The sequence below is a fragment of the Clostridium sp. DFI.5.61 genome (genome assembly GCF_024462915.1).
In the GTDB taxonomy this organism is placed as follows: domain Bacteria; phylum Bacillota; class Clostridia; order Oscillospirales; family Oscillospiraceae; genus Lawsonibacter; species Lawsonibacter asaccharolyticus.
This window is the reverse complement of record NZ_JANGBZ010000014.1, coordinates 51,768-76,977: the sequence shown is the minus strand read 5'-3', so window position 1 is coordinate 76,977 and position 25,210 is coordinate 51,768. Positions and strand designations below refer to the sequence as shown.

General features: G+C 66.0%; 24 protein-coding genes. 4 read left to right on the top strand and 20 right to left on the bottom strand.

Annotation, left to right across the window (positions count from 1 at the left end; genetic code table 11):
- Positions 1 to 88: 88 nt before the first annotated feature.
- The 4 genes from NE584_RS09250 to NE584_RS09235 all read right to left on the bottom strand — a co-directional run bounded on the left by NE584_RS09250 (position 89) and on the right by NE584_RS09235 (position 6,203).
- Positions 89 to 2,410 (bottom strand): S-layer homology domain-containing protein, encoded by a 2,322-nt coding sequence (locus tag NE584_RS09250; protein ID WP_256182676.1) that lies wholly within the window; start codon positions 2,408 to 2,410, stop codon positions 89 to 91.
- Positions 2,411 to 2,528: 118 nt separating this feature from the next.
- Entirely contained in the window at positions 2,529 to 3,785 is a 1,257-nt protein-coding gene (locus NE584_RS09245; RefSeq protein WP_050624671.1) for an ABC transporter permease, read from the bottom strand.
- On the bottom strand, positions 3,782 to 4,477 hold the full coding sequence (locus NE584_RS09240) for an ABC transporter ATP-binding protein (protein ID WP_050624670.1): 696 nt from the start codon (positions 4,475 to 4,477) through the stop codon (positions 3,782 to 3,784). The genes NE584_RS09245 and NE584_RS09240 overlap by 4 nt, the downstream gene beginning before the upstream one ends.
- Before the next feature lie 13 nt (positions 4,478 to 4,490).
- Complete coding sequence (locus NE584_RS09235) at positions 4,491 to 6,203, bottom strand: efflux RND transporter periplasmic adaptor subunit (protein WP_256182675.1); 1,713 nt, start codon at positions 6,201 to 6,203, stop codon at positions 4,491 to 4,493.
- 401 nt (positions 6,204 to 6,604) lie between these two features.
- Between NE584_RS09235 and NE584_RS09230 the strand changes: the two genes are divergently transcribed.
- The 3 genes from NE584_RS09230 to NE584_RS09220 all read left to right on the top strand — a co-directional run bounded on the left by NE584_RS09230 (position 6,605) and on the right by NE584_RS09220 (position 8,106).
- A complete protein-coding gene (locus NE584_RS09230; RefSeq protein WP_050624668.1) occupies positions 6,605 to 7,138 on the top strand; it encodes an ECF transporter S component in 534 nt (177 codons plus the stop codon).
- Positions 7,135 to 7,704: a uridine kinase gene (locus tag NE584_RS09225; RefSeq protein WP_256182674.1), complete on the top strand. Its 570-nt coding sequence runs from the start codon at positions 7,135 to 7,137 to the stop codon at positions 7,702 to 7,704. Before NE584_RS09230 ends, NE584_RS09225 begins: the two co-directional genes overlap by 4 nt.
- A 111-nt stretch (positions 7,705 to 7,815) precedes the next feature.
- Positions 7,816 to 8,106 carry a hypothetical protein gene (locus NE584_RS09220; protein WP_050624666.1) on the top strand — a complete coding sequence of 97 codons (291 nt, stop codon included), beginning with the start codon at positions 7,816 to 7,818 and terminating at the stop codon, positions 8,104 to 8,106.
- Positions 8,107 to 8,299: 193 nt separating this feature from the next.
- Here NE584_RS09220 and NE584_RS09215 read toward each other — a convergent pair whose 3' ends face one another.
- From NE584_RS09215 to NE584_RS09150, 14 genes are all read right to left on the bottom strand, one after another.
- Entirely contained in the window at positions 8,300 to 9,712 is a 1,413-nt protein-coding gene (locus NE584_RS09215; protein ID WP_050624665.1) for an aminopeptidase, read from the bottom strand.
- An 88-nt stretch (positions 9,713 to 9,800) separates the two neighbouring features.
- Positions 9,801 to 10,421 carry a dephospho-CoA kinase gene (gene coaE / locus NE584_RS09210; protein WP_157954759.1) on the bottom strand — a complete coding sequence of 207 codons (621 nt, stop codon included), beginning with the start codon at positions 10,419 to 10,421 and terminating at the stop codon, positions 9,801 to 9,803.
- Positions 10,388 to 10,819, bottom strand: a complete 432-nt coding sequence (locus NE584_RS09205) for a hypothetical protein (RefSeq protein ID WP_050624663.1) — start codon at positions 10,817 to 10,819, stop codon at positions 10,388 to 10,390. Before NE584_RS09205 ends, coaE begins: the two co-directional genes overlap by 34 nt.
- 24 nt (positions 10,820 to 10,843) lie before the next feature.
- The gene (locus tag NE584_RS09200) at positions 10,844 to 11,317 is read right to left on the bottom strand and encodes a hypothetical protein (RefSeq protein WP_256182673.1); all 474 of its coding nucleotides are present in this window, start codon (positions 11,315 to 11,317) and stop codon (positions 10,844 to 10,846) included.
- 21 nt (positions 11,318 to 11,338) lie between these two features.
- Positions 11,339 to 12,358, bottom strand: coding sequence for an L-threonylcarbamoyladenylate synthase (locus NE584_RS09195; RefSeq protein ID WP_108981297.1), 1,020 nt, complete (start codon positions 12,356 to 12,358; stop codon positions 11,339 to 11,341).
- Positions 12,359 to 12,764: 406 nt separating this feature from the next.
- Entirely contained in the window at positions 12,765 to 13,316 is a 552-nt protein-coding gene (locus NE584_RS09190; RefSeq protein WP_256182672.1) for a GNAT family N-acetyltransferase, read from the bottom strand.
- Complete coding sequence (locus NE584_RS09185; protein ID WP_050624659.1) at positions 13,309 to 13,965, bottom strand: HAD family hydrolase; 657 nt, start codon at positions 13,963 to 13,965, stop codon at positions 13,309 to 13,311. Before NE584_RS09185 ends, NE584_RS09190 begins: the two co-directional genes overlap by 8 nt.
- A gap of 12 nt (positions 13,966 to 13,977) precedes the next feature.
- On the bottom strand, positions 13,978 to 14,247 hold the full coding sequence (locus NE584_RS09180) for a hypothetical protein (protein ID WP_050624658.1): 270 nt from the start codon (positions 14,245 to 14,247) through the stop codon (positions 13,978 to 13,980).
- Between the two features lie 30 nt (positions 14,248 to 14,277).
- Positions 14,278 to 15,336, bottom strand: a complete 1,059-nt coding sequence (prfA, locus tag NE584_RS09175; protein ID WP_256182671.1) for a peptide chain release factor 1 — start codon at positions 15,334 to 15,336, stop codon at positions 14,278 to 14,280.
- Positions 15,260 to 15,841: an N-acetyltransferase gene (locus NE584_RS09170; protein WP_337541354.1), complete on the bottom strand. Its 582-nt coding sequence runs from the start codon at positions 15,839 to 15,841 to the stop codon at positions 15,260 to 15,262. The genes prfA and NE584_RS09170 overlap by 77 nt, the downstream gene beginning before the upstream one ends.
- 24 nt (positions 15,842 to 15,865) lie before the next feature.
- Positions 15,866 to 16,492 (bottom strand): YdcF family protein, encoded by a 627-nt coding sequence (locus NE584_RS09165; RefSeq protein ID WP_108981300.1) that lies wholly within the window; start codon positions 16,490 to 16,492, stop codon positions 15,866 to 15,868.
- Positions 16,489 to 18,387: a ribosomal protection-like ABC-F family protein gene (gene abc-f / locus NE584_RS09160; RefSeq protein WP_256182670.1), complete on the bottom strand. Its 1,899-nt coding sequence runs from the start codon at positions 18,385 to 18,387 to the stop codon at positions 16,489 to 16,491. Before abc-f ends, NE584_RS09165 begins: the two co-directional genes overlap by 4 nt.
- Positions 18,388 to 18,480: 93 nt before the next feature.
- On the bottom strand, positions 18,481 to 19,875 hold the full coding sequence (murF, locus tag NE584_RS09155; protein ID WP_108981302.1) for a UDP-N-acetylmuramoyl-tripeptide--D-alanyl-D-alanine ligase: 1,395 nt from the start codon (positions 19,873 to 19,875) through the stop codon (positions 18,481 to 18,483).
- A 4-nt stretch (positions 19,876 to 19,879) separates the two neighbouring features.
- Positions 19,880 to 20,932, bottom strand: coding sequence for a D-alanine--D-alanine ligase (locus tag NE584_RS09150; RefSeq protein ID WP_256182669.1), 1,053 nt, complete (start codon positions 20,930 to 20,932; stop codon positions 19,880 to 19,882).
- Between the two features lie 337 nt (positions 20,933 to 21,269).
- On the opposite strand from NE584_RS09150, the gene NE584_RS09145 reads away from it, so the two are divergent.
- A complete protein-coding gene (locus NE584_RS09145; protein WP_256182668.1) occupies positions 21,270 to 22,013 on the top strand; it encodes a ThiF family adenylyltransferase in 744 nt (247 codons plus the stop codon).
- An 80-nt stretch (positions 22,014 to 22,093) separates the two neighbouring features.
- Here NE584_RS09145 and NE584_RS09140 read toward each other — a convergent pair whose 3' ends face one another.
- On the bottom strand, positions 22,094 to 23,425 hold the full coding sequence (locus NE584_RS09140; RefSeq protein WP_050625483.1) for a TRAP transporter large permease subunit: 1,332 nt from the start codon (positions 23,423 to 23,425) through the stop codon (positions 22,094 to 22,096).
- Positions 23,426 to 23,503: 78 nt separating this feature from the next.
- Complete coding sequence (locus NE584_RS09135; protein ID WP_050624651.1) at positions 23,504 to 25,126, bottom strand: amidohydrolase family protein; 1,623 nt, start codon at positions 25,124 to 25,126, stop codon at positions 23,504 to 23,506.
- Positions 25,127 to 25,210 lie beyond the last annotated feature (84 nt).

Sequence of the window (25,210 nt, the reverse complement as noted above, 5' to 3'; positions counted from 1 at the left end):
GGCGGCACGATTCCTTTTACCTTAATAAAAACTGGGGGCCCGGGAGGCCGTGCGGCCTCCCGGTCCCTGTTTTGGACAGAGGGTGTGCTTACTGGGTGGTGATGACCCGGACCTTCTCGCCGTAGGGGTCTACGTAGATAGTCAGGTCGTCGGAGTAGGCGCGGATCTGATACAGCGGGTCATCGCCGGTGAACCAGACCTTGGTCGTGGTGTTGTAGCAGGCCACCTTGTTGGACACCTGGTACACCTTGCCGCCCGCGTTGACGTAGGAGGCGCCGTTGCTGACGAAGAAGTCGCTGCGGGACACGCCCTCCACAGCCTCCAGGGTGACCCGGGAGCGGAGCTTGCCGTCGCCGTCCACCGCGATGCCGCCGGGGACGCCGTTGTCCCCGATGTAGCCCACATTGGAGAAGCTGGTGGTGCCCTCCGGGCTCTCGAACCGCAGAGTGCGGACATAGGAGACCTTGCCGGACTCATCTCCTTCGACCTCTCTGGTGTCGGAGAAGAACAGGCCGTACTGATAGGCGTCGCCGGTGGCGCCCTCCAGGATGATGAAGTCCACCATGTCGGAGGAGTTCAGGTGATAGGTGGCGATCTTGTCGCCGGGGATGGAGTGGGCCTGGATGTCAGCCAGCTCCAGCTGGACCACCGTGCTGCCGCTGACCCGCTCGAAGACGTGGACGCCGGCGGTGACGGGATAGCTGCCCAGTGTCATTTTCTGGAGGTCGAAGACGCCGCCCACAGAGCGGTCAGACATGCGGCTGGCGCTGATGACCCCCGCCTTGGAGGAGGAGACCGTGACCAGCTGGTCCTTCACGCTGTCGGAGAGGCTGGAGGAGCTCTTCAGCTCGATGGTGCCCCCCGCGGGGAGGAAGACCTTCACGGAGCTGCCTTCGGCCAGGCCGATGGCGGTGGAACGGGTCTTGGCTCCGGGCTCCGCCATGCCGGCCACGTTGCCGTCCGCAGTGAGAAGCAGGACTACCGTCTTGCCCACGTCAAAGCTCTGGATGGATTCCAGGGCGCTCTCCAGGACGGTGAACTCGTGTCCCAGCACCGTGATCTTCTGGGGCGCTCTGGGGTTGGGCTCGGCGCTCTCGTAGACGCAGGGCAGCCGCAGGTCGGAGACGATCAGCTTATTGGCCACGCTGTCGTAGGTGACCACGTCATAGGGCTGGATATCAGCCATGGTGATGGTCTGGCCGTTCTTCTCGATGGTGTAGTTGGACGCGCCGCCGGTGAGCTGGTGGAACATGGCCTCGGTGGCGGTGCCGGAGACCACCACCGCGTCAGTGGAGGCGCCGGAGGAGCCATAGTACAGGCCCACCACCTTGCCGTCCGCGGTGTACAGGGTCACCTGGCTGCCGGAGCGCAGCTCCAGATACAGCTTCTCATAGGTGGTCACCGGGTTTTCCTTGGAAGAGGTATAGGCCGGGGTGTCGCCGTCGATGTTGTACCGGGTGCCGTTGGTGCCTGTGAGATAGGTGGGCTGGGCGGCGCCGGACAGGGTCACGGTGACGGAGGCGGTCTCGTCGGGGAGGAAGGTGACGATGCGGTCTTTGTCGTCCAGCACCAGCACGCCCCGGCGTCCCTGAAGGGCGGAGGGCACCACGCCCTCCTGCGCAGGGAGATAGGTCCCATCCGAGGTGCGGATGGCGCCCTCGGAATTGTTGTCCTCCGCGGTGGCGTTGGCGTCCAGCAGGATGACTTTCTCCTTCACAGAGGCGCCCAGGGTCTCGTAGTAGGGGCGGCCGGAGGCCGTCTTGCACCGCAGGGTGTTGACAAAGAGCTGGGCGGTCTGGGCCCGGGTGATGGGGGCGCTGTACGCAAGGGAAACCCCGTCGGTGAGCCCCAGGGAGTTGGCCAGGTTCAGATAGCCCTCCGGCCAGACGGCTCCGGCGTCGGTCTCATCGTAGGAGAGCAGCCGGATCAGGATGGTCACCGCCTCCGCGAAGGTGATCTTCTCGTCGGGGGCGAAGGTGCCGTCCCCCCGCCCGGAGATCAGCCTGGTCTGGGCCTGAGTCCCCTCTCCGCCCTCAGAGGAGGAGCCGGAGCCGGAACCCGACCCTCCCACCGTGATGGAGGCGGCCAGGTTGATGTAGCCCCTGGCCCAGTGTGAGGCAGTCACATCGGAAAAGATGGTGCGGGTGGTGTACATGGGCACCTTGGACTGCTGCCGCAGCAGTCCAACCAGCATGGTGCAGAACTGGGCCCGGGTGAGCACATCGTTGGGGCGGAAGGTGCCGTCACTGTCGCCGGACACCGCACCCATCAGCCGCAGCACGTCCACGTTGACGGCAGTGCTGTGGTCGTTGATGTCGGAAAAGGAGCCGCCGGAGGCCGCCGCCGGCAGGGCAAGGGAGAGAAGTGCCGCCGCCGTCAGCAGCGCGGCGAGGATCCGTTTTAATTTCATACTCATATCTCCTGTCTTTCTCTGATCTCCAATTTCATTTTGTGTTCCTGGGAAATCTCTACCTTCCGGAGCTCCCCTCCCTGCCGGGAAGGAGCGCACAAAAGGATGGTGAGGTCCCTCATTCGGCCCGCAGGGCCACCACAGGCTGGAGCCCGCTGGCCTTGACGGCCGGGTACATGCCGAAGATGACGCCCAGCGCCACCGAGAAGAGGAAGGCCCCCAGGGTGATGATGGGGCTGGGGAGCAGCACATCGGTGGTGGTGGACAGCAGCAGCTTTCCGGCCACCATGGTGCCCACATAGCCGATGGCGATGCCGATCAGGCCGCCGATGCTGCAGATCATGGCCGCCTCGATGAGGAACTGGGCGATGATGCTCTTGCGCTCGGCGCCGATGGCCTTGCGGATGCCGATCTCCCGGGTGCGCTCGGTGACGGTGACCAGCATGATGTTCATGATGCCGATGCCGCCCACCAGCAGGGAGATGCCGGCGATGGCGCCCAGCACCAGAGACTGCATGTTGCTCTGGGACTGGACCTGCTCGGCGCTGCTGTTGTTGCTGTTGACGTAAAAGCTTCCGTTGTCCCGGTTTCCGTCAGCATTCATAGGAAACAAACCGTTCAGGAAAGCGTCCAGCTTTGTCATGGCCTCCACAGTGGCCTGGGCGCTCTTGGCCTTGACCACGTAGCTGTCGATGTTGTAATTGTTGTTCATGGAGCGGTTGAAGGTGTAGGGCAGGACGATGATATTGTCCAGCTCGTTCCACCCCTCCAGATCGACCGCCTCATAGTAGCCCACCACCTTGAAGGGCTGTCCGTTGATGGTGATATACTCCCCCACCGGATCGGTGAAGTCGAAGAGGGCCTCCTTGGCGCCGGCCCCCAGGACACAGACGGCGTTGGTCTTCTCCACGTCCAGGTAGGACATCTCCCGCCCGCCGGCCAGGGTGTAGTTGTTGCACACCCCGTACTGGTCAGAGCCCAGCTTGATGTGCATGGCGGTCTGCCAGTCGTAGTTCCCGTTGTTCCAGTCATTGATGCGAATGGTTTTCGCTCCATACTGGACTGTAGCGGTCTCGTTGATCTCCACATCAGGGGTGATCCCCTCCACCAGGTCGCTCATGGTCAGGCAGTAATCGTACAGCTTCTGGGAGGTCTCATTGTTGGTGTCGTAGTAGCCGTAGGCCTGTACGGTGATCTTGTTGTCGCCCAGCTTTTCAAACATCTCCATGGTCTGCCGGTTCTGGCCCTGGACCACGGACACCATGATGACCACCGAGGCCACGCCGATGATGATGCCCAGCATGGTGAGGAAGGACCGGGTCTTTTTCATGGAGATGGACTTGAAGGCCATTTTGAAAGCCTGCCACAGATTCATTCCCAATCCACCTCCTGTGCGTGGTCCGCGATGATCTTTCCATCGGACAGCCGCACCACCCGCCGGGCGGTGGCGGCGATGCCATCGTCATGGGTGATGAGAAGAATGGTGGTGCCCTCCCGGTAGAGGCCCCGGAGGATCTCCAGTACGTGCCGGCCGGTCCTGGAGTCCAGAGCGCCGGTGGGCTCGTCCGCCATGATGATGGGGGGATGGGTGGCGATGGCCCGGGCGATGGCCACCCGCTGCTGCTGGCCGCCGGACATCTCACTGGGCCGGTGGTGGGCACGCTCCGCCATGCCCACCTTTTCCAGCGCCTCCATGGCGATGTCCTCCCGGTCCCACACGGACACCCCCTGATAGATCAGGGGCAGGGTGACGTTCTCCAGGGCATCCAGCTCCTGGATCAGGTTATACCCCTGGAAGATGAAGCCGATCTCCCTGTTGCGGATGTGGGCCAGCTGCTTGTCGGACAGGGAGGTGACGTCGGTGCCGTTTAGGTGGTACTCCCCATAGGTGGGGATGTCCAGGCAGCCCAGCACATTCATCAGGGTGGACTTGCCCGAGCCCGACTGGCCCACGATGGCCACGAACTCCCCCCGGTCGATGTGGAGCGTGACTCCGTCCAGAGCCCGGACCTCACTCTCCTTGCCCTCGTTATAAATTTTGTAAAGGTCTTTGATCTCGATCAGCATGAGAGCACCTCGATCAATAGCCGGAGCTGTAATCGGTGACCATGAAGTTGACGAAGACCTCGTCCCCCTCCTGAACGCCGGAGGTGATCTCCACGTTTTCTGTGTCCGAGATGCCGGTGGTGACGATGACGGGGTAGAAGCCGTCCTCCTCCGAGGGGAACGGGCGCTGCTGGCCGGGCTCGACCTGGGGCAGGTCCAGCTCCGGCACATCGTCCGGCCGGGCGTCCCGCTTGACGAAGACCACCGCCTGACGGTTTCCATCCGCGTCGGAGACATATTTCACCGCGCTGGTGGGCACCAGGATGCAGTCACTGGACTCGCTGGTAACAAAGGAGTACTGCAGCCAGGCCCCGTCCATCAGGGAGCCGTCGTAGTTCTCCACCGTCAGGGTGACGGGGTAGTTGGTCATGCCGCTGCCGCTCTCAGCCTTTCCCATGTCGATGGCGGTGACCACGCCCTGATAGGTGGTGCCGTTCCAGTCCAGATCCACGTAGTCCCCGGGCTTGATGAAGGAGATGTTCCGGTCGTCCACCGTGATGGTGACCAGCATGGTGGTGGTGTTGGAGATGATGACCACCGTGTCGCCGCTCTTCACCTCGGCCCCCTCGGAGAGGGTGCAGGAGGTGACGGTCCCGTCGATCGGGGCCACAGCGTTGAAATCCGCCAGGGCCTTGGAGGCCTCATCCAGCGCAGTCTGGGCCTCCTCGATCTCTGACTGCTTGGCCCGGATGTCAGAGTCAATGGTGGAGGACCCCAGGTAGAGCAGGGCCTCTCCCGCCTCCACATTGGCGTGGTCGAGCAGGTTGCCCATGCCCACCACGGGGCCGTTGGCCTTGGCCTCGATGGTGCGGGTCTCATAGAACTCGGTCTGCCCATTCTGGTAGGGGTAGATCTGGGTGCCATCGCCGGCGGTGAGCATGGCGGAGGCGTCCATCCCGGCGGTGAGGGTGCCGGGGTTGTCAAAGACCACTACGGCCTCAAAGTGGACGGCCCCTTCCGGGGATATGTAGCTGACCTTGTTGATCTTCTCCACTGTTCCGGTGAAGGTGCGCATCACCGCGGGGATGGACACGTCCACGCTCTGGCCCACAGAGATCTGGTCCTCATAGGCGTAGCTGAAGTAGAGGGACAGCTTCAGCTGCTTGTCGTTGACCAGGGTGGCCACCACGGTGCCCTTGGACACGTCCTGGTCGATCTGGAACTCCTTCACATCCTGGAGCTTACCCGCAAAGGGGGCCCGGATCGTCAGGTTGGCGGCATCCTCCTGGAGGTCAGACAGGTCCTTGTAGAGGTTCTCCACCTTCTCCTGGGCGGTCTTCACCGCATCCTCAGCGGCCTGGCTGAAGATGGTGTAGAGGGGCTGGCCCGCCGTGACGGTTTGGCCGGGAGCGATGAGCACCTCCTGCACGGTGCCGCCGGCGTTGAGGGTGATGGCGGCGGTCTCCTTGGCCTTGGCGGTGCCGCTGCCGGACACCTTGCTCTGGATGGAGCCGAGGAAGGCGGGCTGGGAGAAGATCTCCCCCTCCTCGCCGCCGGTGCTGAACAGGAATCGGTAGAGGGCAAAGCCGCCGGCCGCCAGCAGGGCGAGCACAACGGCCAGAATGATCAGGTTTTTGACCATCTTTTTCTTTTTCCGGCCGCCGTTGGGCTTGACCGGAGGCCGCGGAGTCGTCTGTGCGGGTGCGGGCGCGGTCTCGGTGGTCTGAGGTGTGGTGATCTCTGGCATTTCAAGTTCCTCCTACGTTTTTTGCCGGGCAGGCACAAGGTCAGGTGCGAGCCTGTCCAGCATGTCCATTATATGCCCAGGGCCGCCGGGTGGCAACTACATAAGAATTACAATTTTTTAAGATTATCTTAAGAAACGTCCTCTTCTGCAGAAATGTGCCCCGGGCAAAGTATCTCTGCTTATCTAGACGAAGAACGGGCACAAAATGTTCCAGACTTTAAAAATTTTTCTGGCCGATGGGCTGGAGTTGATGCGAGGGCGCTTTTCTTCCGGGCAGAGCTGGCAGGAGATTGTTGACGAATTTTCTTCCTTCCGCTACAATAAAGCCAGTTCCCTGCCTCTGGGGCAGGAATTTTCATCCCGCCGCAGCCCGATCTGCGGCTCCAGGAGGTATGTCCCCGATGTCTTCTGCCCGAAACAAACGGCTGGTGGTCTCCGCCCTGATGCTGGCACTGGCCCTTGTCCTGCCCTATTTTACCGGCGGCATCCCCGCCATCGGCAATCTGCTGCTGCCCATGCACCTGCCGGTGCTGCTGTGCGGCTTTCTGTGCGGCGGCGGGTGGGGGGCCGGGGTGGGACTGGCCGCCCCCCTGCTCCGCTCCCTGCTGGCGGGCCGCCCCGAATTCTTTCCCACCGCCTTCTCCATGGCCTTTGAGCTGGCCGCCTACGGCCTGATCTCCGGGCTGCTCTACCGCCGCCTGCCCAAAAACGCCGCCGGTGTCTATGCCTCTCTGGCAGGGGCCATGGTGGGCGGGCGAATGGTCTGGGGGGCGGTGCGGGCCCTCATCACCCTGGCCTCCCCCACCCCCTTCGGCCTGGCCATCTTCTGGACCGAGGCCGTCCTCAACGCCATCCCCGGCATCCTGCTCCAGCTGGTGCTGATCCCCGCTCTGGTCCTCTCCCTCCAGCGCGCCCGCCTCTCCCCAGTCCAATGACGGCCCTGGAACAGATGTGCGCGGCCCTGTCCCCTCTGGCCGGGGGCGGCGGGAGGGTGCTGGCCGCCCTGGACGGCCCCTGCGCCTCGGGAAAGACCACCCTGGCCGGCCAGGCGGCCCGGCAGCTGGGCTGCCCCCTGGTCCACATGGACGACTTCTTCCTGCCCCTGGCGCGCAAGACCCCCGCCCGCCTGGCCCAGCCGGGGGGAAATGTGGACTGGGAGCGGGTGCGGGACCAGGTCCTGGCCCCCCTGTCCCGGGGAGAGCCCGCCCGGTTCTCCCCCTACCGCTGCCATACCGGGGCGTATGGGCCCCCGGTGTCCCTCTCCCCCGCCCCCCTGGTGCTGGTGGAGGGGGTCTACGCCCTCCACCCCGCCCTGCGGGACTTCTACCGCCTCCGGATCTTTCTGGAGGCCCCCTGGCCGGTGCGGCGCGCCCGCCTTCTGGACCGGGGCGGGCCGGAGCTGCTGGCCCGCTTCCAGGGGGAGTGGGTCCCGCTGGAGGACCGGTATTTCCAGGCCTGCCGGGTCCGGGACTGCTGCCAGCTGGTGCTGAGCGGTCAATGACACGCGCCCCATCCCCCTGCAGCTCCGCCTTGCAAAGCGCGTCAAGGTATCGTATCATCAATAGACATCAAACAGCTTCTGTTTTCTGCGGTCGGAAAGAGGAGGTCAGTGATGTACAGGGTCATCGTGATCGTGCTGGCGTTTATGCTGGGAGTTTTCATTTTCTTCGGAGCCGACTCCGCGAAAACCCGCGGTCAGAAAAAGTGGGTCAACGTGATCGGCACCCTGCTCGTCTGGATATTGGCGGTCCTTGGGGCAGGTGTTCTGGTCCTGTGCTGTCTGGCGGCATGGGACTACTGGAAGACCGGCGATCCAGAAACGGCCGTCTCCTTAGGGATCACCGCCGTGATCCTCGCTGTCGCGATTTATGTCCTGCTGCGGTCTTATTTCAAAAAAACATAGCCGGGAAAACAGCCCCGTCACCGCCCCGCAGGTCCCGATCTGCCGGTGTGTCCCTGCCCCGTGCGGGGCGGACGCGGCAGGGGTGCCCTTCCCCCGGGGCCGCAAAGCGAACTTGGGCGTCATGGAGCAGAATTGGAAAAGGTGCAGCCGAAAGATCGGCTGCACCTTTTCCGGTATCACGGGGCATATGGGCTCAGACCGCCTCGTAGATGGCCTTCATGCCCTTATAGGTCATATAGCAGTCCAGCTTGGACACCGTCTCAAAGGGGGCATGCATGGACAGCACGGGCACGCCGGCGTCCAGGGTGTCGATGTTCCGCTCCGCCATGAAGACGGCCACCGTGCCGCCGCCGCCCTGATCGGCCTTGCCCAGCTCGGCCATCTGCCACACCACGCCGGCGCCGTCCAGCACCCGGCGGACATAGGCCACCAGCTCGGCGGAGGCGTCGGAGGCCCCGGACTTGCCCCGGGCCCCGGTGTACTTGCACAGGCCCATGCCGTAGTTGACAAAGGCGCTGTTGCGCTTCTCGTACACCTCCGCGAAGTTGGGGTCATAGGCCGCCGTCACGTCGGCGGACAGGCAGAAGGACTTCTCATAGCAGGCCCGCAGGGGCACGCTCTGGCTCTGGCACAGGTCCTCCATGAAGGTGTCGAAGGCCCTGGACTTCATGCCGGACACCCCCTCGGAGCCGATCTCCTCCTTATCCGCCAGCATGCACACGGCGGTGCGCTCCGGCGTGCCCAGCTGGAGCAGGGCGGCCAGGGAGGCATAGGCGCACACCCGGTCGTCATGGCCGTAGGCGCCGATCAGGGAGCGGTCGAAGCCGATGTCCACCGCCCGGAAGGCGGGGACGGCGCACAGCTCGGCGGAGAGGAAGTCCTCCTCCACGATGCCGTACTTCCGGTTGAGCAGCTCCAGCACCGACAGCTTCACCCGGTCGCTGCCCTCGTCGTCCCGCAGGGGGCGGCTGCCCACCAGGATGTTCAGGCTCTCCGCGGGGATGGCCTCCCCCAGGGGCTTCTTCACCTGGTCGGTGGCCAGGTGGGGCAGCAGGTCGTCGATGGTGAACATGGGGTCGTCCGGCCCGTTGCCCACCGAGACCCGCACCACCTCTCCGTTCTTCAGCGCCACCACGCCGTGGAGCTCCAGGGGAATGGTCACCCACTGGTACTTTCGGATGCCGCCGTAGTAGTGGGTCTTGAAGAAGCCCAGCTCGTCGCTCTCGTACAGGGGGTTCTGCTTCAGGTCCAGCCGGGGGGAGTCGATGTGGGCCGCCCCGATGTTGACCCCGTGCTCCAGGCCTTTCCGGCCCATCACGGCCAGCATGATGGCCTTGTCCCGGTTCACCTGGTAGATCCGGTCCCCGGGCTTCAGCTCCATCCCCCGGACATAGGCCCGGAAGCCGGCGGCCTCCGCCTGGGCGATGGCCCGGTCCACGCACTCCCGCTCGGTCTTGCCCGCGTCCAGGAACTGCTTGTAGCCGGTGCAGTACGCCTCCAGCGCCGCGCCCTCCTCCGCGTCCAGCCGGTCCCAGCCGTTCTTCCGCTCATAGACCAGGGCCCGGCGGAGCTGCTCGCCCCGGGTCAGTTCTTTTTCTTCACTCATAAAACAGTCCTCCTTTGATCTCACAGGGGCGCTTTGCGCGCCTCATTGTTCTCTTATTATGCCGCGCACGGGCGCACACTGTGCGCCCCTACACGATCTCTTTCAAAAACTCCTCTGCCTTCCGGGAAAACTCCTCCGCGGTGCCGCAGTCGTTGTACAGGATATGGGCGCAGCCCTCCGCAAAGAACTGGTCCGGCCGCTGGGCCCTCACCCGGGCCCAGGCATAGTCCTCCGAAATGCCCTCCCGGGCCATGATGCGCGCCACCCGCGCCTCCGCCGGGGCCAGTACGGCCACTGTGGTGGTGCACAGGTCGGCCAGACCGCTCTCCAGCAGGGCGAAGGCGTCGATGGCCGTCAGGCCGATGCCCCGGGACCTGTTCTCTTTGACCATCTGCCGGGTGCGCTGAACCACGGCCCGCTGGGCGATGGCGTTCAGCCGCTCCAGCTTGGCCGGGTCCCCGAACACCAGGGCGCCCAGCTTTTTTCTGTCAATGGCCCCCTGTCCGTCCCGGAGGGGGCCAAAGGCCCTCTCCAGGCTTTCCTGTAAGGCTCTATCACTTTCCAGCATTTCGTGGTACACGGCATCGCAGTCGATGACCGCGCCCCCCAGTGCCTCGATCTCCTTCAGGACGGTGGTCTTCCCCGCCCCGGTAGGGCCGGTGATGCCGATGACAGTCATGGTGATCCCTCCCACTTCAAATGCGGACATGCCTCCCGGAGCTGCTCCTCCAGCTCCCGGGGGCTGCACAGCTGCTTCCGGACCTTGGCGAACCTCCGGCCGTCCCGGTCCCGTATCACCACACAACTCCGCTTTTTGGTATAGCTCCCGATTTGGGAATATGGCAGGGCCTTCATGCGACCCAGCAGGTCGAAATAGATCAGCTGATCTGCGTCGCCGTCCAGTCCCTCGTTTCGCACCCGCAGATATCGCGCCAGCAGCCACAGGACGAACAGCCCCAGAAGGGCCATCAGGGCAATCTGCCCCGGCCCCCATACGTCCAGCACGACACACAGCGCGAGAAAGAGGAAGAGGAATTTCAGCAGGGAGCGCCGGGCGTGCCTGCGCTCCATACGCCACCGGAAGCGTTTCCATGTGTACTCTTCCATCGAAGCACCTCCTTTCCGGGCCGGTCAGGGGGCCTTGGCGATGCGGCGGCCCACCCAGTAGGACACGGTGAAAATGAGGATCAGCAGCACCGCCGAGGCGATGCCTCCCCACACCACCAGCAGGCTGCCCATGTAGGTGCCGTCCACGATGCACAAGGGGGTGACCAGCATCATCGCCCCGGGCACCACGCCGGAGATAAACTGGCCGAAGAGGGCGATGGGGATGCTCCGGGCGGCGTCGTCCACCAGCCAGAACTGCCATGCCCCGCACAGCACGCTGAGGAGCACCCCCCAGTGGCCGGCCAGGAGGCTGAGCCAGAAGGGCCGCCTCTGCCGCCCGCAGTCCATCCCCAGCCAGGCCCAGGTCAGCACCATGAGCCAGGGAAGCAGGGTGAACAGCAGCGTCCCCACCACCGGGATGGCCGTCGAGTAGACATAGCAGCCCCCCAGGGCCAGGGGAATCAGCCCCATCCAGGGGAAATAGTGGGACCGCTTCACTGCCCTCGCTCCTTTCCTTGGTCAGGCCTCCACGATGTGGAAGCCCGCCGCTTTGTTCAGGCGGTTGGTGACCGCCAGCCCGATCCCTCCGCTGTCCGGGCACTGGGCCCAGATGGCGGAGACGGCGGTGTGGTCGAAGGCCCGCAGGGCGTCGAACACCCGCCGGGCCTGCTCCCCCTTGTCCCCCGCCGGCCCCAGGCTCATGACGGGCCGCGCGCCCCCCGCATACATCGGGAGGAACTCCTCAAAGCAGATGACCCCGTCCCCCGGTCCGGCGTGGGCGGCGATATAGGCCGCGCTCCGCTCCGGCTCCCCGGTGACCACGGTGACGGGGGCCTTGGGGGCGTAGTGGCGGTACTTCATCCCAGGGGCCCGGGGCCTCTCCCCCGCCCCCATCAGCCGGGTGACCGCCGGGTCCACCGCCACCTCCCCCAGGGCCGCCCGCAGCTGCTCCAGGGTGATCCCCCCCGGCCTCAGCAGGCGGGGGGGCGTGCATGTCAGGTCCACGATGGTGGACTCCACCCCCACGGAGCAGGGGCCGCCGTCCAAAATGGCGTCGATCCTGCCGTCCATGTCCTCCAGCATGTGGGCGGCGGTGGTGGGGCTGGGCCGCCCGGAGGTATTCCCTGAGGGGGCCGCCACCGGCACGTCCGCCGCCTGGATCACCGCCCGGCACAGGGGGTGGGCGGGACAGCGCATTCCCACCGTGTCCAGCCCCGCCGTCACCTGATCGGGCACGTTGTCCCGCCGCCGGAGCACCATGGTCAGCGGACCGGGCCAGAAGCGCCGGGCCAGCTCATAGGCCGCCGCCGGGATGTCCCGGCAGTACCGCTCCAGCCAGTCCGCCCCCGGGATGTGCAGGATCAGGGGGTTGTCCTGGGGGCGGCCCTTGGCCTGAAAGATCCGGCCCACCGCAGCGGGGTCCAGCCCGTTGGCCCCCAGGCCGTACACCGTCTCGGTGGGGATGCCCACCAGGCCGCCGGCGCGGAGCAGGTCCGCGGCGGTCTGGATGTCCTGTTGGGAGAGGCGCTTTGTCTCCATCCTTTTCCACTTCCTATCTCTCTTGGGCGCGTGCCCGTTTTCCGAGGGTCCCATCCGGGCGGGGCGTGCCCCCTGTGCAGCGCACAGCGGCCCGGCGCGCTGCTTCGTCGGACCCCGTTTTCCCCGCCGGTCTCCCTATGGGGCCCGCGCCCTGCGTAGGGGCGGGCTTGGCCCGCCCGGCTTCAGCGGCAGGGTGTCCCCAAATGGATTCCGCCCCGCAGGGCGGAACCCCCTCTGACAAATCCTGTGACTGAGACCGGCTCGGTGGAAGGACGCCCCCTCATCCGTCACGGCTTCGCCGTGCCACCTTCCCCCCTCTGGGGGGGAAGGCTTGAGGTGGGGACACGGCATATGCCGCGACACCTTTCCTCTAAGGAAAGGTGTGTGGGAGCTTCTATGGGGCCCCTCAAGGGCTTCCAGCAGGCGGAAGCTGTTCCCCCTGCCGGACGGAGAACACGATGTGGAGCATATCCATCCCATAGTAGTGCTTTATGAAAGAGCCCCGCTCCTCCATCCCGATGCACCGAGCTACTCTTTGGGATGCAAGGTTGCTGTCCCGGATGATGGAGAATACCTCCTCAAATTTCAGGGCTGAAAAGGCATGGTCCCGGCAGGCCCGGGCCGCCTCAACGGCGTAGCCCTTGTGCCAGGCCGTCCGCTCCAGAAGATAGCCAACCTCGGGTATCCGTGTGCCATCTCCCAGCCCCTGCCAAGTGAGTCCGCACTGGCCCACCATCTCCCCGGATGTTCTCTCCACTGCTGCCCACAGGCCGAAGCCATCCTTTCGATACCGCGCCTGCTGGCGGCAAAGCCATTCCCAAGCCTCCTGGTCTGAAAAGGCATGCTCATAGGCGTACATTACTGACCGATCCTGAAGCATCCGGCACAGGGCAGGAAAATCTCTGTCCGTCATTTCCCGCAGTATCAGTCGGTCAGTCTCTAAAATAGTCTCAGCCATCTCCCAGCACCGCCTTTACCAGCTCCTCCGGCGTCCGGGCCAGACAGTCGGCCCCCTCCGCCTCCAGCTCCGCCCGTCCGCGGAAGCCCCACAGCACGCCGCAGCTGGTCAGGCCGCCGTTCCTGGCGGTGCGGATGTCCACATCGCTGTCCCCCACGAACAGAGTATCCTCCGGGGAGGCCCCCATCTGCTCCATCAGCCGGTGCAGCAGGGTGGGGTCCGGCTTGGTGGGCAGGCCGGGCAGGGCCCCCTGCACCCAGGGGAACTGCCCCGGGTAGTAGTCCTCCACCACCGGGCCCGCCAGCGCGTGGGCCTTGTTGGACAGCACCGCCGTCCGCACCCCCGCCGCCCTCAGCCGCTCCACCGCCTCCGGCATCCCGGCGTAGGGGGCGGTCTTGTCCGCCCTGTGGGCGCCATAGCGCTCCGAGAACTCCTCCAGGGCCCGGGCCAGCCCCTCCGGCGTCCGCTCCGGGGCCGGAGCAAAGCGCTCCACCAGCCTGGGTATCCCGTTGCCCACGAAGCGCTTGTACTCCTCCACCGTGTGGAGGGGCCACCCGTGCCGGGCGCACACCCAGTTGGCCGCATCCGCCAGGTCGTCTATGGTATTGAGCAGAGTGCCGTCCAGATCAAAGATCACATTTTGGAACATAGCGGCCCGGCCTCACTCGTAGACCCCGATCTCCATGCCCCCCAGCTCCACCCGGGTATCCCGGGGAAACTGGGCCCGCTGGAGATAGGCTTTCACCGCCATCTGGGCGAATTTGGGGTTCACCTTCTCGTCCTCCAGCTCCAGATCCAGCCGTCCGCCGGGGCCGTCCGTCTGGCCGCCGCACACCGCGCCGCCGTCCTCCAGCACCTCGTTCAGCTCGCCCACCACGTCCGCCAGGCTCTTCCCCTGGGGCAGGGCGGTATAGTGAATATAAAAATCCATGTCGGTCCCTCCCGATCCTTTCGTCGTCGTTTACTGGGTCTGCTTCAGCCGCTCCGCCTGGTCGGCGGCGGCCAGGGCGTCCATCAGCTCGTCCAGGTCCCCGTCCATCACGCTTTCGATCTTGTACAGGGTCAGCCCGATGCGGTGGTCCGTGACCCGCCCCTGGGGAAAGTTATAAGTCCGGATGCGCTCGTTGCGCATCCCCGTGCCCACCTGGCTGCGGCGCTCGGCGGTGAACTCGCTGCTGCGCTTCTCCTGCTCCGCCTCGTACAGCCGGGAAGCCAGGATGCGCATGGCCCTGTCCCGGTTCTGGAACTGGCTGCGCTCCTGCTGGCACTCCACCACCATGCCTGTGGGCCTGTGGATGAGCCGCACCGCTGAGGAGGTCTTGTTCACATGCTGGCCCCCCGCCCCGGAGGCGCGGAACACCTGCATCTCCACGTCCGCCGGGTCCAGGTCCACCTCCACCTCCTCCATCTCGGGCAGGACGGCCACCGTGGCGGTGGAGGTGTGGATACGCCCGCCGGACTCGGTCTCCGGCACCCGCTGGACCCGGTGGACGCCGCTCTCGAACTTCATCCGGGACCAGGCCCCGTCCCCCTCGATAGTGAAGGAGATCTCCTTTACCCCTCCCAGTTCCGTCATGTTCAGGCTGGCCACTTCCGTCTTCCAGCGGCGGCTCTCGGCATACATGGAGTACATGCGGTGGAGGGAGTGGGCGAAGAGGGCGGCCTCCTCCCCCCCCACCCCGGCCCGGATCTCCACGATGACGTTCTTCCCATCGTTGGGGTCCCTGGGGAGCAGCAGGAGCTGGAGCTCCCGCTCCAGCCGCTCCAGCTCCTGCCTGGCCTGCTGCTGCTCCTCCTGGGCCAGCTCCCGCAGCTCCGGGTCGGAGAGCAGGGCCCCGGCCTCTTGCTCCCGCTCCCGGGCCCGGAGGTAGGCCCGGTATGTCTCCACCACCGGGGACAGCTCGTTCTGCTCCTTGTTCAGCCGGGCCACCTGGGCGGGGTCGTCATAGGTCTCCGGCGCGGCCAGCCTGGCCTCGATCTGGCTGTATCGGGCCTCCACGGCCGCCAGCTTGTCCAGCATGGGCATGCTCCTTTCCGCTTGATGCCCGCCCCAGGCGGTCCACCATGATATATTCCTCTTCTGTCTCCCGTACTATGCGGAATCCCACTCTCCGATACAGGCGGACCGCCGGGTTCCCCTTCTGCACGGACAGGGAGACCTGACGGACCCCCTCCCGCTCCAAAGCATCCATCATGGCGCGCAGCAGCTCTGTTCCGATGCCCTGGCCCCGGTACTCCGGATACAGCGCCGCCGCAAGGGAGGGCGTCTCATCGTCGATATGTCCGTAGTCATCCATAAGCCGGCACCATACACTGCCCACCACCCGGCTTCCGTCCACCGCTGCCAGAGCCCGGTCCAGCGGTCCACTTCCAAATCCTTGGAAATAGACCCCCAGCTCCGGCCGGTCTGCCACCGACCTGGGCGGCGGAGCGTCCCCCGGCGGGACGTAGATCGCCTCATAGAGGAGGTCCTTCAGCGTCGCATACTCCTCCACCCGCATATTCCGAATGGTGATCTGATCCACAGCTGCCTCCTCTCCCCCGGCCCCTCACCGGTCCAGGAAAAATGACTTGACCAGGGCCAGCGGCTCCCGCACATACATGTGCAGCCGGGAGGGCAGGTGGCTGGAGGGGGCCGCCAGGGTGGAGACACTGTCATATCCGGCCCGTTCCGCCAGCATCCGGGCCCGGGTCAGGTGGAAGCCGTTGGAGACCACCACCACCCCCTGGGACAGATCACAGCCCTCTGCCTCCAGCAGCTCCCGGGAATAGCGCAGGTTCTGGTCGGTGTTGTGGGACCGCTCCTCCAGAAGCAGCTGGTCCTCCTCCACCCCCCGCTCCATCAGGTAGTCCGCCATGCACCGGGCCTCGGTGACGGGCTCGTTGTCCCCCTGGCCCCCGGAGACCACCACCGTCAGGTCCGGGTGGTCCTCCAGGTAGTCCAGCGCCCGGTCCAGCCGGTCCCGCAGAAGGATGGAGGGCTCCCCGTCGGGCATCACCTGGCAGCCCAGCACCACCATCGCCCGGGGGTCCCCCTGGATATGGTCGTAGGAGCCGTAGAGCACCGCGCCGAACAGCCCGGCAAAGGTCACGGCCCCGGCCAGCACCGCCGAGAGCAGCAGCTTCTGCCAGAGACAGAGCTTCTTTCCTTTATAACTGCTGATCTGCCGCTTCATCCTCTGGCCTCCTCCAGCTCCGCCGACAGGCGCTCCCAAGTCCCGTACAGCTTCAGGATCTCCTCCTCCAGCGCCTCCCGCTGCTCATACAGCTCCTGGAGCTTCAGATAGTCGGAGGCGGCCTCCTCGATCTGGAGCCCAAGCTCGTACATTTGTTCCTCTGCCTTAGCCACCGCCCGCTCGGCGGCGGCCACCTCCTTCTCCAGGTTCTTGGTGCCGCCGGGCCGCCGGGGCTTCTCCTTCTTCTCCGCCGGCGCCGCCGCGGGGGCGGGGACGGCCTGGGCCTGCTTCCTCTCCCGGGCTGCCCGGTACTCGCCGTAGCTGCCCCGGAAGTCGGTGACCTGCCCGTCCTCCAGCACCCACACCCGGGTGGCGAAGCGGTCGATGAAGTAGCGGTCGTGGGAGACGAAGAGCAGGTTGCCCTCGTACTCCTCCACCGCCTCCTCGATCCACTCCCGGCTCTGGATGTCCAGGTGGTTGGTGGGCTCGTCCAGGATCAGGAGGTTGATCTTCTCGTCCATGAGCATGCACAGCCGCAGCCGGGACTGCTCCCCGCCGGACAGGGCGGAGACCGGCTTGAATACGTCCTCCCCCCGGAACTTGAAGGAGGCCAGCCGGTTGCGGGCGGTCTGGGCGGTGCAGTCCAGCTCATAGAGCATGGTGTCCAGCAGGCTGCGCTCCGGGTGGTCGAAGTGGATGATCTGGGGCAGGTAGCCGATCTTCACCGTGGGGCCCATGCGGATCTTCCCCTCGTCGGGCCCCTCCTCCCCCATCAGGATCTTGATGAGGGTGGATTTGCCGGTGCCGTTGTCCCCCAGCAGGGCGATGCGCTCGCCCCCCACCACCTCCAGGTCCACCCCGGAGAACAGGGCGCGCTGGCCGAAGGATTTGGACAGCCCCTTGATGGTGAGCACCTCATCCCCCCGGAACTCCCGCTCCCCGAAGCGGACCTCCATCTTCCGCTCCCGGGTGGGCCTGTCGGTGGTCCGCATCCGCTCGATGCGCTTCTCCATGGACTGGGCCCGCTTGAAGATCTTGTCGTTGCCCGAATAGGCCCAGATCCGCAGCTGCTCGGCGGCCTTCTCCAGCTGCTGGATCTTGGCCTGCTCCTTCTCATACTGCTTCAGCTTCTCCTGGTAGCGGCGCTCCTTCTCCACCACATAGAAGCTGTAATTGCCGGAGTAGAACTCCGCCTTCCCCTCCTGGATCTCGATGACCCGGTCCACCACCCGGTCCAGGAACCAGCGGTCGTGGGAGACCGCCAGCACCGTGCCCTTGAACTTGTCCAGATACTCCTCCAGCCACTCGGTGGCCTTCAGGTCCAGGTGGTTGGTGGGCTCGTCCAGCAGCAGGATGTCGGTGTCCTCCAGGATCAGCCGGCCCAGGTTCACCCGGGTCTTCTCCCCGCCGGAGAGCCGGTCGAAGAGCTGTTCCCGCATCCCCGGGCCGATCTGAAGGCCGCTGCACACCTTGTTCTTCCGGGTGTCGGTGTCATAGCCGCCCCCGGCCTCGAAGGCGGCGGTGAGCTGGTCGTACCGGCGCAGCAGGGCGGGGTCCTCCCCCCGCTCCATCCGGGCGGCCAGCTGCTCCATCTCCTCCTCCATCTCCCGCAGGGGGCGGAAGGCGGTGTCCAATACATCCTCCACCGTGTAGCCGGCGGGGTAGACCGGGATCTGGGAGATCAGGCCCACCCGCTTGTCCGGGGCCAGGACCACCTCCCCCTCGTCCCAGTCCAGCTGGCCGGTGAGGATGCGCAGCAGGGTGGTCTTGCCGCAGCCGTTCTTGCCCAGCAGTCCCACCCGCTCGCCGGAGTCCACCTGAAAGGTGAGCCCGTCCAGTATTTTTTTGCCGACCTCAAATTCCTTGACCAGGCCGGAAATGGCGATATCGATCATAACGGTCCTCTGTCTCTCCTGTGTTGGCCTCTGGGAAGGGCCCTCCCGCAGGCGGGCCTTCCAAACGGTCCGTCCGCGGGAGGGCCCTGGGGGTCACTCCGCCTCCGGGGTGATGGAGAGCAGGTAAGCGGTCAGCTCCTCCAGCTCCATCCCGCGGGACGCCTTCACTAAAATGGTGCTGCCCGGCCGGACCAGCTGGTCCAGGACAGGCTTGGCCTCCGCCTTGTCTTTGCAGTGGTACACCAGGGGCACGCCGGAGTTCCGGGCCCCCTGGGCGATGTGCTCCGCCAGCTCCCCCACCGCCACCAGGCAGTCGATGCGGGCCTTGCCCAGGCACTCCCCCACCCCCGTGTGCAGGGCGGGGGCGAAGGGCCCCAGCTCGAACATGTCCCCCAGCACGGCGATGCTCCACTGGCTGCGCCGGTCGGACAGCACGCTGATGGCCGCCCGCATGGACTGGGGGTTGGCGTTGTAGGTGTCGTCCAGGATCACGATCCCATCCCCCCGGTAGAGGATATTCATCCGCATCCGGGTGGGGACGAAGCGGAGGATGCCCTCCACGATCTGGTCCTGGGTGAGCCCGAACCGCTCTCCGATGGCGGCGGCGATGAGGGCGGGGTAGATCATGTGCTCCCCCAGGGCAGGGATCTCCACCTGCCGGTCCATCCGGGGGGTTGTCATCTGGCAGAGGATGCGGCTGTCCCCGTCCCCCTCCAGCCGGCGGGCCCGGTACTCCAGGCCCTCCTCCCGGCCGCAGAAGACGGCGGGCACCGGGGTGCGGCCCCGGAGGGATGCCAGCATGGGATCATCCCCGTTGAGCACCACCAGCCCGCCGGGCCGGATGTGGGGCAGCAGCTCGCACTTGGCCCGGAAGATGTTCTCCCGGCTGCCCAGGCGCTCGATGTGGGCGTCCCCGATGTTGGTGATGACTCCCACGTCCGGCTGGACGATCTCCCCCAGGTAGTCGATCTCCCCCGGGCGGTCCATCCCCATCTCCAGCACGCAGATCTCACAGCTCCTGTCCAGCCGCAGCAGGGTCAGGGGCAGGCCGATGTTGTTGTTGTAATTGCCCTCGGTCTTGAGCACCCGGTACCGGGTGCTCAGCACGGCGGCGATCATGTCCTTGGTGGTGGTCTTGCCCACGCTGCCCGTCACGGCGATGAAGGGGATGGGGAATCGGGCCTTGTACCATGCGGCCAGGTCCCGCAGGGCCCGCTGGGTGCTGGCCACCTTGATATAGAATCTGTCGGGGCGGTAGCTCTCCCGTTCCCGGGCGGTGAGGCAGCCCAGAGCGCCCCCCTCCAGGGCGGCGTTGATGTAGGCGTGCCCGTCGAACCGCTCTCCCACCAGGGGGATGAACAGGGAGCCGGGGTGGATGGTCCGGCTGTCGGTGTCCACCCGCTGGACGATCACGTTCTCATCCCGGAAGTCGCCCAGCAGCGTGCCGTGGACGGCCTCCAGAAGCTGGGCCAGAGTGATGGCTTCCATCTGGTCAGGCTCCTCCTTTTCTGGCTTTCAGAGACGCCTCCACGATGGTCTGGCACAGGGCGCCGTAGCCGATGCCCACCGCGGCCGCCTCCTGGGGCACCAGACTGGTGGGGGTCATGCCGGGCAGGGTGTTGATCTCCAGGAAATAGGGGGTCCCGTCCGGCGTCACGATAAAGTCCGCCCGGGCGTACACGGACAGCCCGATGGTCCGAAAGACGGCCAGTGCCGCCTCCCCCAGCCGCTGCTCCCACTCCGGGGGGATCTGGGCCGGGCAGACCTCCAGGGCCGCGCCGGGCTGGTACTTGTTCTCGTAGTCGTAGAAGCCCTCCTTGGGGATGATCTCGATGGAGGGCAGGGCCCGGTCCTCCAGCACCGCCACCTGGATCTCCCTGCCCTGGATATACTCCTCCAGCACGGTGCGGCCCCCCAGCTTCCGGCTCTCCTCCAGGGCCCGGCGCAGCTCCTGTCCGTTCCGGGCAATGAAGACCCCGATGGAGGAGCCGCTGTCCACCGGCTTGACCACCACAGGCAGGCGGGTCTGCCGGGCAAGCTCCTCCAGGTTCTCCTCCGTCACGGTGACGGAGCGCCAGGCCGGGGTGGTGACCTGACCCGCCACCAGGCGCTTGGTCAGGTCCTTATCCATGGCGATGGCGCTGGCCAGGCAGCCGGAGCCGGTGTAGGGCACTCCCAGCAGATCCAGGGCCGCCTGGATGCGGCCGTCCTCGCCGCAGGCGCCGTGAAGGGCCAGATAGACCACGTCCGCGCCGGCGCACAGCTCCAGCACCCCGGGGCCGATGGACGAGGGGCTCCTGTCCCGGCGGGCGGCGCGCACCTGGGCCAGGTCGGGGGCCTGCCGGCCGATCCGCTTGAACGCTTGGGGCACCGGGGCGTCGTAGAGGGCCTCTGCCGGGCCCTCCACCCCCTCTGTCCCGAAAAACAGGTCCACCAGCGCCACCTGATGGCCCTGCTCCCGCAGGGCCTCGCTCACCATAGCGCCGGAGGACAGGGAGACGTTGCGCTCCGGGCTGAGCCCGCCCGCCAATACCACGATCTTCATCCTATTCAACACCTCATCAGGTCTGTCTTATAATAATATGCCAGCCAAATATTTTAGCACATATCCCTGGAATACTCAATGGCCTTTTCTCATTTTGCCTCCTTCCACGGGAATTTTATCCCTTTTCCCCCGCTTTTGCGCTCTGTCCCGCCCTCCTTGCCGTTGAACTCACCCAAATCTTATGATATGATGGCCCGTGTGGTGACAAAAACAGAGGCCGGATCTGCATCTTTTCCGCAGAGCCCCGGGAAATTCCCTCAGCCGTCACCGCACGCGCCAAGAAAGAACGCTCCGCCCGGCGGGCGGGGCACCCCTTTGGAAAGACGAGGTGGGACCTGTGTCCGATCAATTCTCCCGTTCCCGCATGCTCCTGGGCGACGGCCCCCAGGAGCGGCTCTTCCACGCCTCTGTGGCCCTCTTCGGGGTGGGCGGCGTGGGGGGCTTCTGCGCTGAGGCCCTGGCCCGGGCCGGCATCGGCGCCCTGGATCTGTACGACGACGACACCGTCTCCGAGAGCAACCTGAACCGGCAGCTCATCGCCCTCCACTCCACCCTGGGCCGCCCCAAGGCGGAGGTGATGGCGGAGCGGGTCCGGGACATCAACCCCGCCTGCCGGGTGCGGGCCCTGCGGATGTTCTACCTGCCGGAAAACGCCGGGGAGGTGGACCTGTCCCGGTACGACTATGTGGTGGACGCGGTGGACACCGTCTCCGCCAAGCTGGAGCTGGCCGTCCGCTGCCAGGCCCTGGGGGTCCCACTCATCAGCGCCATGGGCTCGGGCAACAAGCTGGACCCCTCCGCCTTCTCCGTCTCCGACCTGTCCAAAACGGAGGGCTGCCCCCTGGCCCGGGTGATGCGGAAGGAGCTGCGGAAGCGGGGCATCCACCACCTGAAGGTGGTCTGGTCCCGGGAGGAGCCCCGCGCCCCCCTGGCCCCCCCGGAGGCGGAGCTCCCCCCCGGCGGGGACACCCGCCCCGCCTCCTCCCCCCGCCGGGCCGTCCCGGGCTCGGTCTCCTTTGTCCCCGGCGCCGCCGGGCTGGTGCTGGCCGGGGCGGTCATCCGGGATCTGGCCGGTCTCTGACCGCCTCAAAAAAGCTGCCCCCTGTATAGGAACAGACCTATACAGGGGGCTTTTTTCACTCTTTTTCAGTCCCGCCGGGCTCAGCCCAGGATCAGGGGGCCGATGAAGGAGTACGCCACCACGAAGACGCAGGCAAAGGCAACGCTGATCCAGCAGGCCTGGAGGGCCTCCTTGGTGTTGCTGCACTGGGCGGTGCCCAGCTGGCCGGCAAAGTTGGTGGTGGGATAGGCGGAGCCGGTGAGCCGGGTGGCCGCCAGGATGGAGACGGCGAAGCAGCCCATGGGCAGGCCCACCTGGGTGGCCAGACCGCCGAACATGTCGGTGATGATCTGGATCTCCGCCACGGCGGCCGCCTCGATGCCGAAGCCGCCCACCACAGAGGCCACCAGCATGACGGCGGTGGGGCTGTTGCCCGCCAGGCCGCCCAGCAGGTTGGAGAGGGCGTCAAAGCCACCGCCCAGGGTGACCAGGTTGAGCAGCACGTCGATGCTCACAAAGATCAGGAACATGTTGGCCTGGGAGGCCACGCCCTTGGTGATGCAGTCCACGGAGCGGTCGATCTCGATGCCGCCGAAGATGGCCACCACGGCAGCCAGGACGATCATGACCATCAGGGCGTAGTTGGTGCCCTGCTTGGTGGCGATGCCGTAGCCCACCAGAAGGACAAAGGAGATCAGGAAAGCGACCGTGGTCCGCTTCTGACGGGGGGTGATGACCACCTGATCCAGGTGCTGCACGTCCTCCCCCAGGGCATAGCCCTCCTTGCCGAAGGTGCGCTTCTGGGCGCGGTTCGCGCCCACCCAGGCGCCAGCCAGCCAGAACACGGCGAAGGGGATGGCCGCCTGGATCATCAGCTCGCCGTAGGACAGGCCGGTGACCTCCATGGTGATGAGGGTCACGCCGGTGAGGGGGCCCAGGATCAGGCCGATCTCACCCGCCACCTTGAACAGGGTGGCCACCACGGTGGGGGTGACCCCCAGGGAGGCCATGATGGGCAGCATGATGGGGGCGATGACGGCGTTGCCGCCGCCCAGGGTGCCCAGCAGGCCGCAGACGATGATGGACACCACCACCAGGGCGATCTTGCCTTTGGTCTGGGTGTTCACGCCGATGCGCTTGACGATCCAGTAGACCAGGGTGTGGGTGACCCCCGCCTCGCTCATCAGCACGCCCAGGCCGGCGCCCATCATGATGATGAGGCCGATCAGGGCCGTGGAGGAGCCCAGCGAGGTGGCGAAAGCCTTGGCCATGGCCCCCAGGTCCTGCCCCAGCAGCAGAGCGCCCACCAGCACGCCCACCATGATGGCGGACACGTTGCTCTTCCCCCGGAAGATCAGCACGATCATGACCACCAGGGGGATCAGAGCCAGCAGAGAGGGCGCCTGAATGATAGACCAACTACCTAATTCCATATCTGTTTCTCCCTTCTGTCCGCCCCGGTCCAGACAGGCAGGCCGGGACGGCTCACACATATTGTTTTCTCCCTGTCCTCAGACAGGTCCTCCGCTCTCGCGCCGGATGACCGCCCCCTTTCTCCCTCCGGCAGACCTGCCCTGGCGCAGGGCGAATTCGCCCCCCACCAGCACATGGCAGATGCCCTCCGGCTTCCGCACGGAATCGGTGAACTCCGAGGTGTCCCGGACCCGCTCCGCGTCAAAGACTGTGATATCGGCGATCCGGCCCTCCGCCAGGGTGCCCCGGTCCCTCAGGCCCAGGATGTCCGCCGGCAGGCCGGTCAGCTTGTACACCGCGTCCTCCAGCGGCATCAGCTGGTGCTCCCGCACCAGCCGCAGGAAGCGGGGGAAGGTGCCGAAGCTGCGGGGGTGGGGGTCGGTGATGGTAATGGAGCGGTCAAAGGACAGGCCGTATCCGTCGCTGCCCACCGCAATGTCCATGTCCTTCATGATGTTGAGCATGTCGCCCTCATCGATGGAGAAGTAGATGCAGGCCACCCGGCCGCCGCAGCAGTCCAGGGCGTGGACCACCGTGTCCGCCGGGGACAGCTTCAGCTCCTCCGCCAGCTCCGCCACGGTCCTGCCCTCCCACTCCGGGCGGCAGCCGTGAGTGCCGGCGATCATCACCCGGTCCGCTCCGCCGCGGTCCTCCATCTCGGCGGCGATCTCCGCCTTCAGCTGCCGGGAGGGGTCCCGCAGCCGCTCCAGCAGGGCGGCGCGGCCTCCGTCGTGGGCCCACTTGGGCACCAGGGCGGTCATAGAGGTGGAGGTGGCGGTATAGGGGTACTGGTCGCAGGTGACGTTCAGCCCCTCCCGCCGGGCGGCCGCCAGCTTGTCCAGCAGCTCCCGGGAGCGCCCCCACTGGGGCCTGCCCATCAGCTTCAGGTGGGAGATCTGCAGGTGCACTCCAGAGCGGCGGGTGATGTCCAGCATCTCGTCCACTGCCTGGAAGATGCGGGGCCCCTCGTTGCGCATATGGACGGTGAGCAGGGCGTCGTACTTCTTCAGCACCTTGGCCAGCTCCACCAGCTCCTCCCGCTTGCAGAAGGCGCTGGGGGGATAGATCAGCCCCAGGGACATGCCGAAGGCGCCCGCCCTCAGCTCCCGCTCCAGCAGGTCCTTCAGCCGCTCCATCTCCTCCGGTTCAGGGTCCCGGTCCACAAAGCCCATCACCGCCCCCCGCAGGGTGCCGTGGCCCACCAGCTGGCCGTAGTTGGCGGTGCAGCCGTGGGCCGCCACCGCCCGGGCATACTCCTCCACCCCGTACAGGCCGTCCAGGCTCCGGTCCTTCTCGTTGAGGACCACCTGACTGAACATGCTGGTGTCATCAAAAAAGTATTGGACGATCTCCCGGCTGTTCTCCGGCAGGCTGGGCAGGATGGAGGTGCCGCAGTTGCCGGTGATCTCGGTGGTGATGCCCTGGAAGAGCTTGCTCTCCGGCTGGAAGCTGAGCAGGGGGCACGCATCGGAGTGGCTGTGGATGTCGATGAAGCCCGGGGCCACCGTCAGCCCGGACACGTCCACCACCTCCCGTGCCTCCTCCCCCGCATCCGGGGCGATGCGGGCGATGCGCCCGTCCCGGATGCATACGTCGGCGGCATAGGGCCGGGAACGCGTTCCGTCCACCACCGTGCCGCCCCGCAGGATCAGATCATACAAGGCTCCTTCCCTCCTTTTTTCTCCAGAGGCCCGCCGGGGGGGACGTCAGCTCCCCCGGCCATCTCTCCCCGGAAAGGGGAGAGA

Bases quoted from the DNA above. Each gene is read 5' to 3' on its own strand.
- NE584_RS09250 (WP_256182676.1), bottom strand. From the start codon at position 2,410: ATGAAATTAAAACGGATCCTCGCCGCGCTGCTGACGGCGGCGGCACTT.
- NE584_RS09245 (WP_050624671.1), bottom strand. From the start codon at position 3,785: ATGAATCTGTGGCAGGCTTTCAAAATGGCCTTCAAGTCCATCTCCATG.
- NE584_RS09240 (WP_050624670.1), bottom strand. From the start codon at position 4,477: ATGCTGATCGAGATCAAAGACCTTTACAAAATTTATAACGAGGGCAAG.
- NE584_RS09235 (WP_256182675.1), bottom strand. From the start codon at position 6,203: ATGCCAGAGATCACCACACCTCAGACCACCGAGACCGCGCCCGCACCC.
- NE584_RS09230 (WP_050624668.1), top strand. From the start codon at position 6,605: ATGTCTTCTGCCCGAAACAAACGGCTGGTGGTCTCCGCCCTGATGCTG.
- NE584_RS09225 (WP_256182674.1), top strand. From the start codon at position 7,135: ATGACGGCCCTGGAACAGATGTGCGCGGCCCTGTCCCCTCTGGCCGGG.
- NE584_RS09220 (WP_050624666.1), top strand. From the start codon at position 7,816: ATGTACAGGGTCATCGTGATCGTGCTGGCGTTTATGCTGGGAGTTTTC.
- NE584_RS09215 (WP_050624665.1), bottom strand. From the start codon at position 9,712: ATGAGTGAAGAAAAAGAACTGACCCGGGGCGAGCAGCTCCGCCGGGCC.
- coaE (WP_157954759.1), bottom strand. From the start codon at position 10,421: ATGTCCGCATTTGAAGTGGGAGGGATCACCATGACTGTCATCGGCATC.
- NE584_RS09205 (WP_050624663.1), bottom strand. From the start codon at position 10,819: ATGGAAGAGTACACATGGAAACGCTTCCGGTGGCGTATGGAGCGCAGG.
- NE584_RS09195 (WP_108981297.1), bottom strand. From the start codon at position 12,358: ATGGAGACAAAGCGCCTCTCCCAACAGGACATCCAGACCGCCGCGGAC.
- NE584_RS09190 (WP_256182672.1), bottom strand. From the start codon at position 13,316: ATGGCTGAGACTATTTTAGAGACTGACCGACTGATACTGCGGGAAATG.
- NE584_RS09185 (WP_050624659.1), bottom strand. From the start codon at position 13,965: ATGTTCCAAAATGTGATCTTTGATCTGGACGGCACTCTGCTCAATACC.
- NE584_RS09180 (WP_050624658.1), bottom strand. From the start codon at position 14,247: ATGGATTTTTATATTCACTATACCGCCCTGCCCCAGGGGAAGAGCCTG.
- prfA (WP_256182671.1), bottom strand. From the start codon at position 15,336: ATGCTGGACAAGCTGGCGGCCGTGGAGGCCCGATACAGCCAGATCGAG.
- NE584_RS09165 (WP_108981300.1), bottom strand. From the start codon at position 16,492: ATGAAGCGGCAGATCAGCAGTTATAAAGGAAAGAAGCTCTGTCTCTGG.
- abc-f (WP_256182670.1), bottom strand. From the start codon at position 18,387: ATGATCGATATCGCCATTTCCGGCCTGGTCAAGGAATTTGAGGTCGGC.
- murF (WP_108981302.1), bottom strand. From the start codon at position 19,875: ATGGAAGCCATCACTCTGGCCCAGCTTCTGGAGGCCGTCCACGGCACG.
- NE584_RS09150 (WP_256182669.1), bottom strand. From the start codon at position 20,932: ATGAAGATCGTGGTATTGGCGGGCGGGCTCAGCCCGGAGCGCAACGTC.
- NE584_RS09140 (WP_050625483.1), bottom strand. From the start codon at position 23,425: ATGGAATTAGGTAGTTGGTCTATCATTCAGGCGCCCTCTCTGCTGGCT.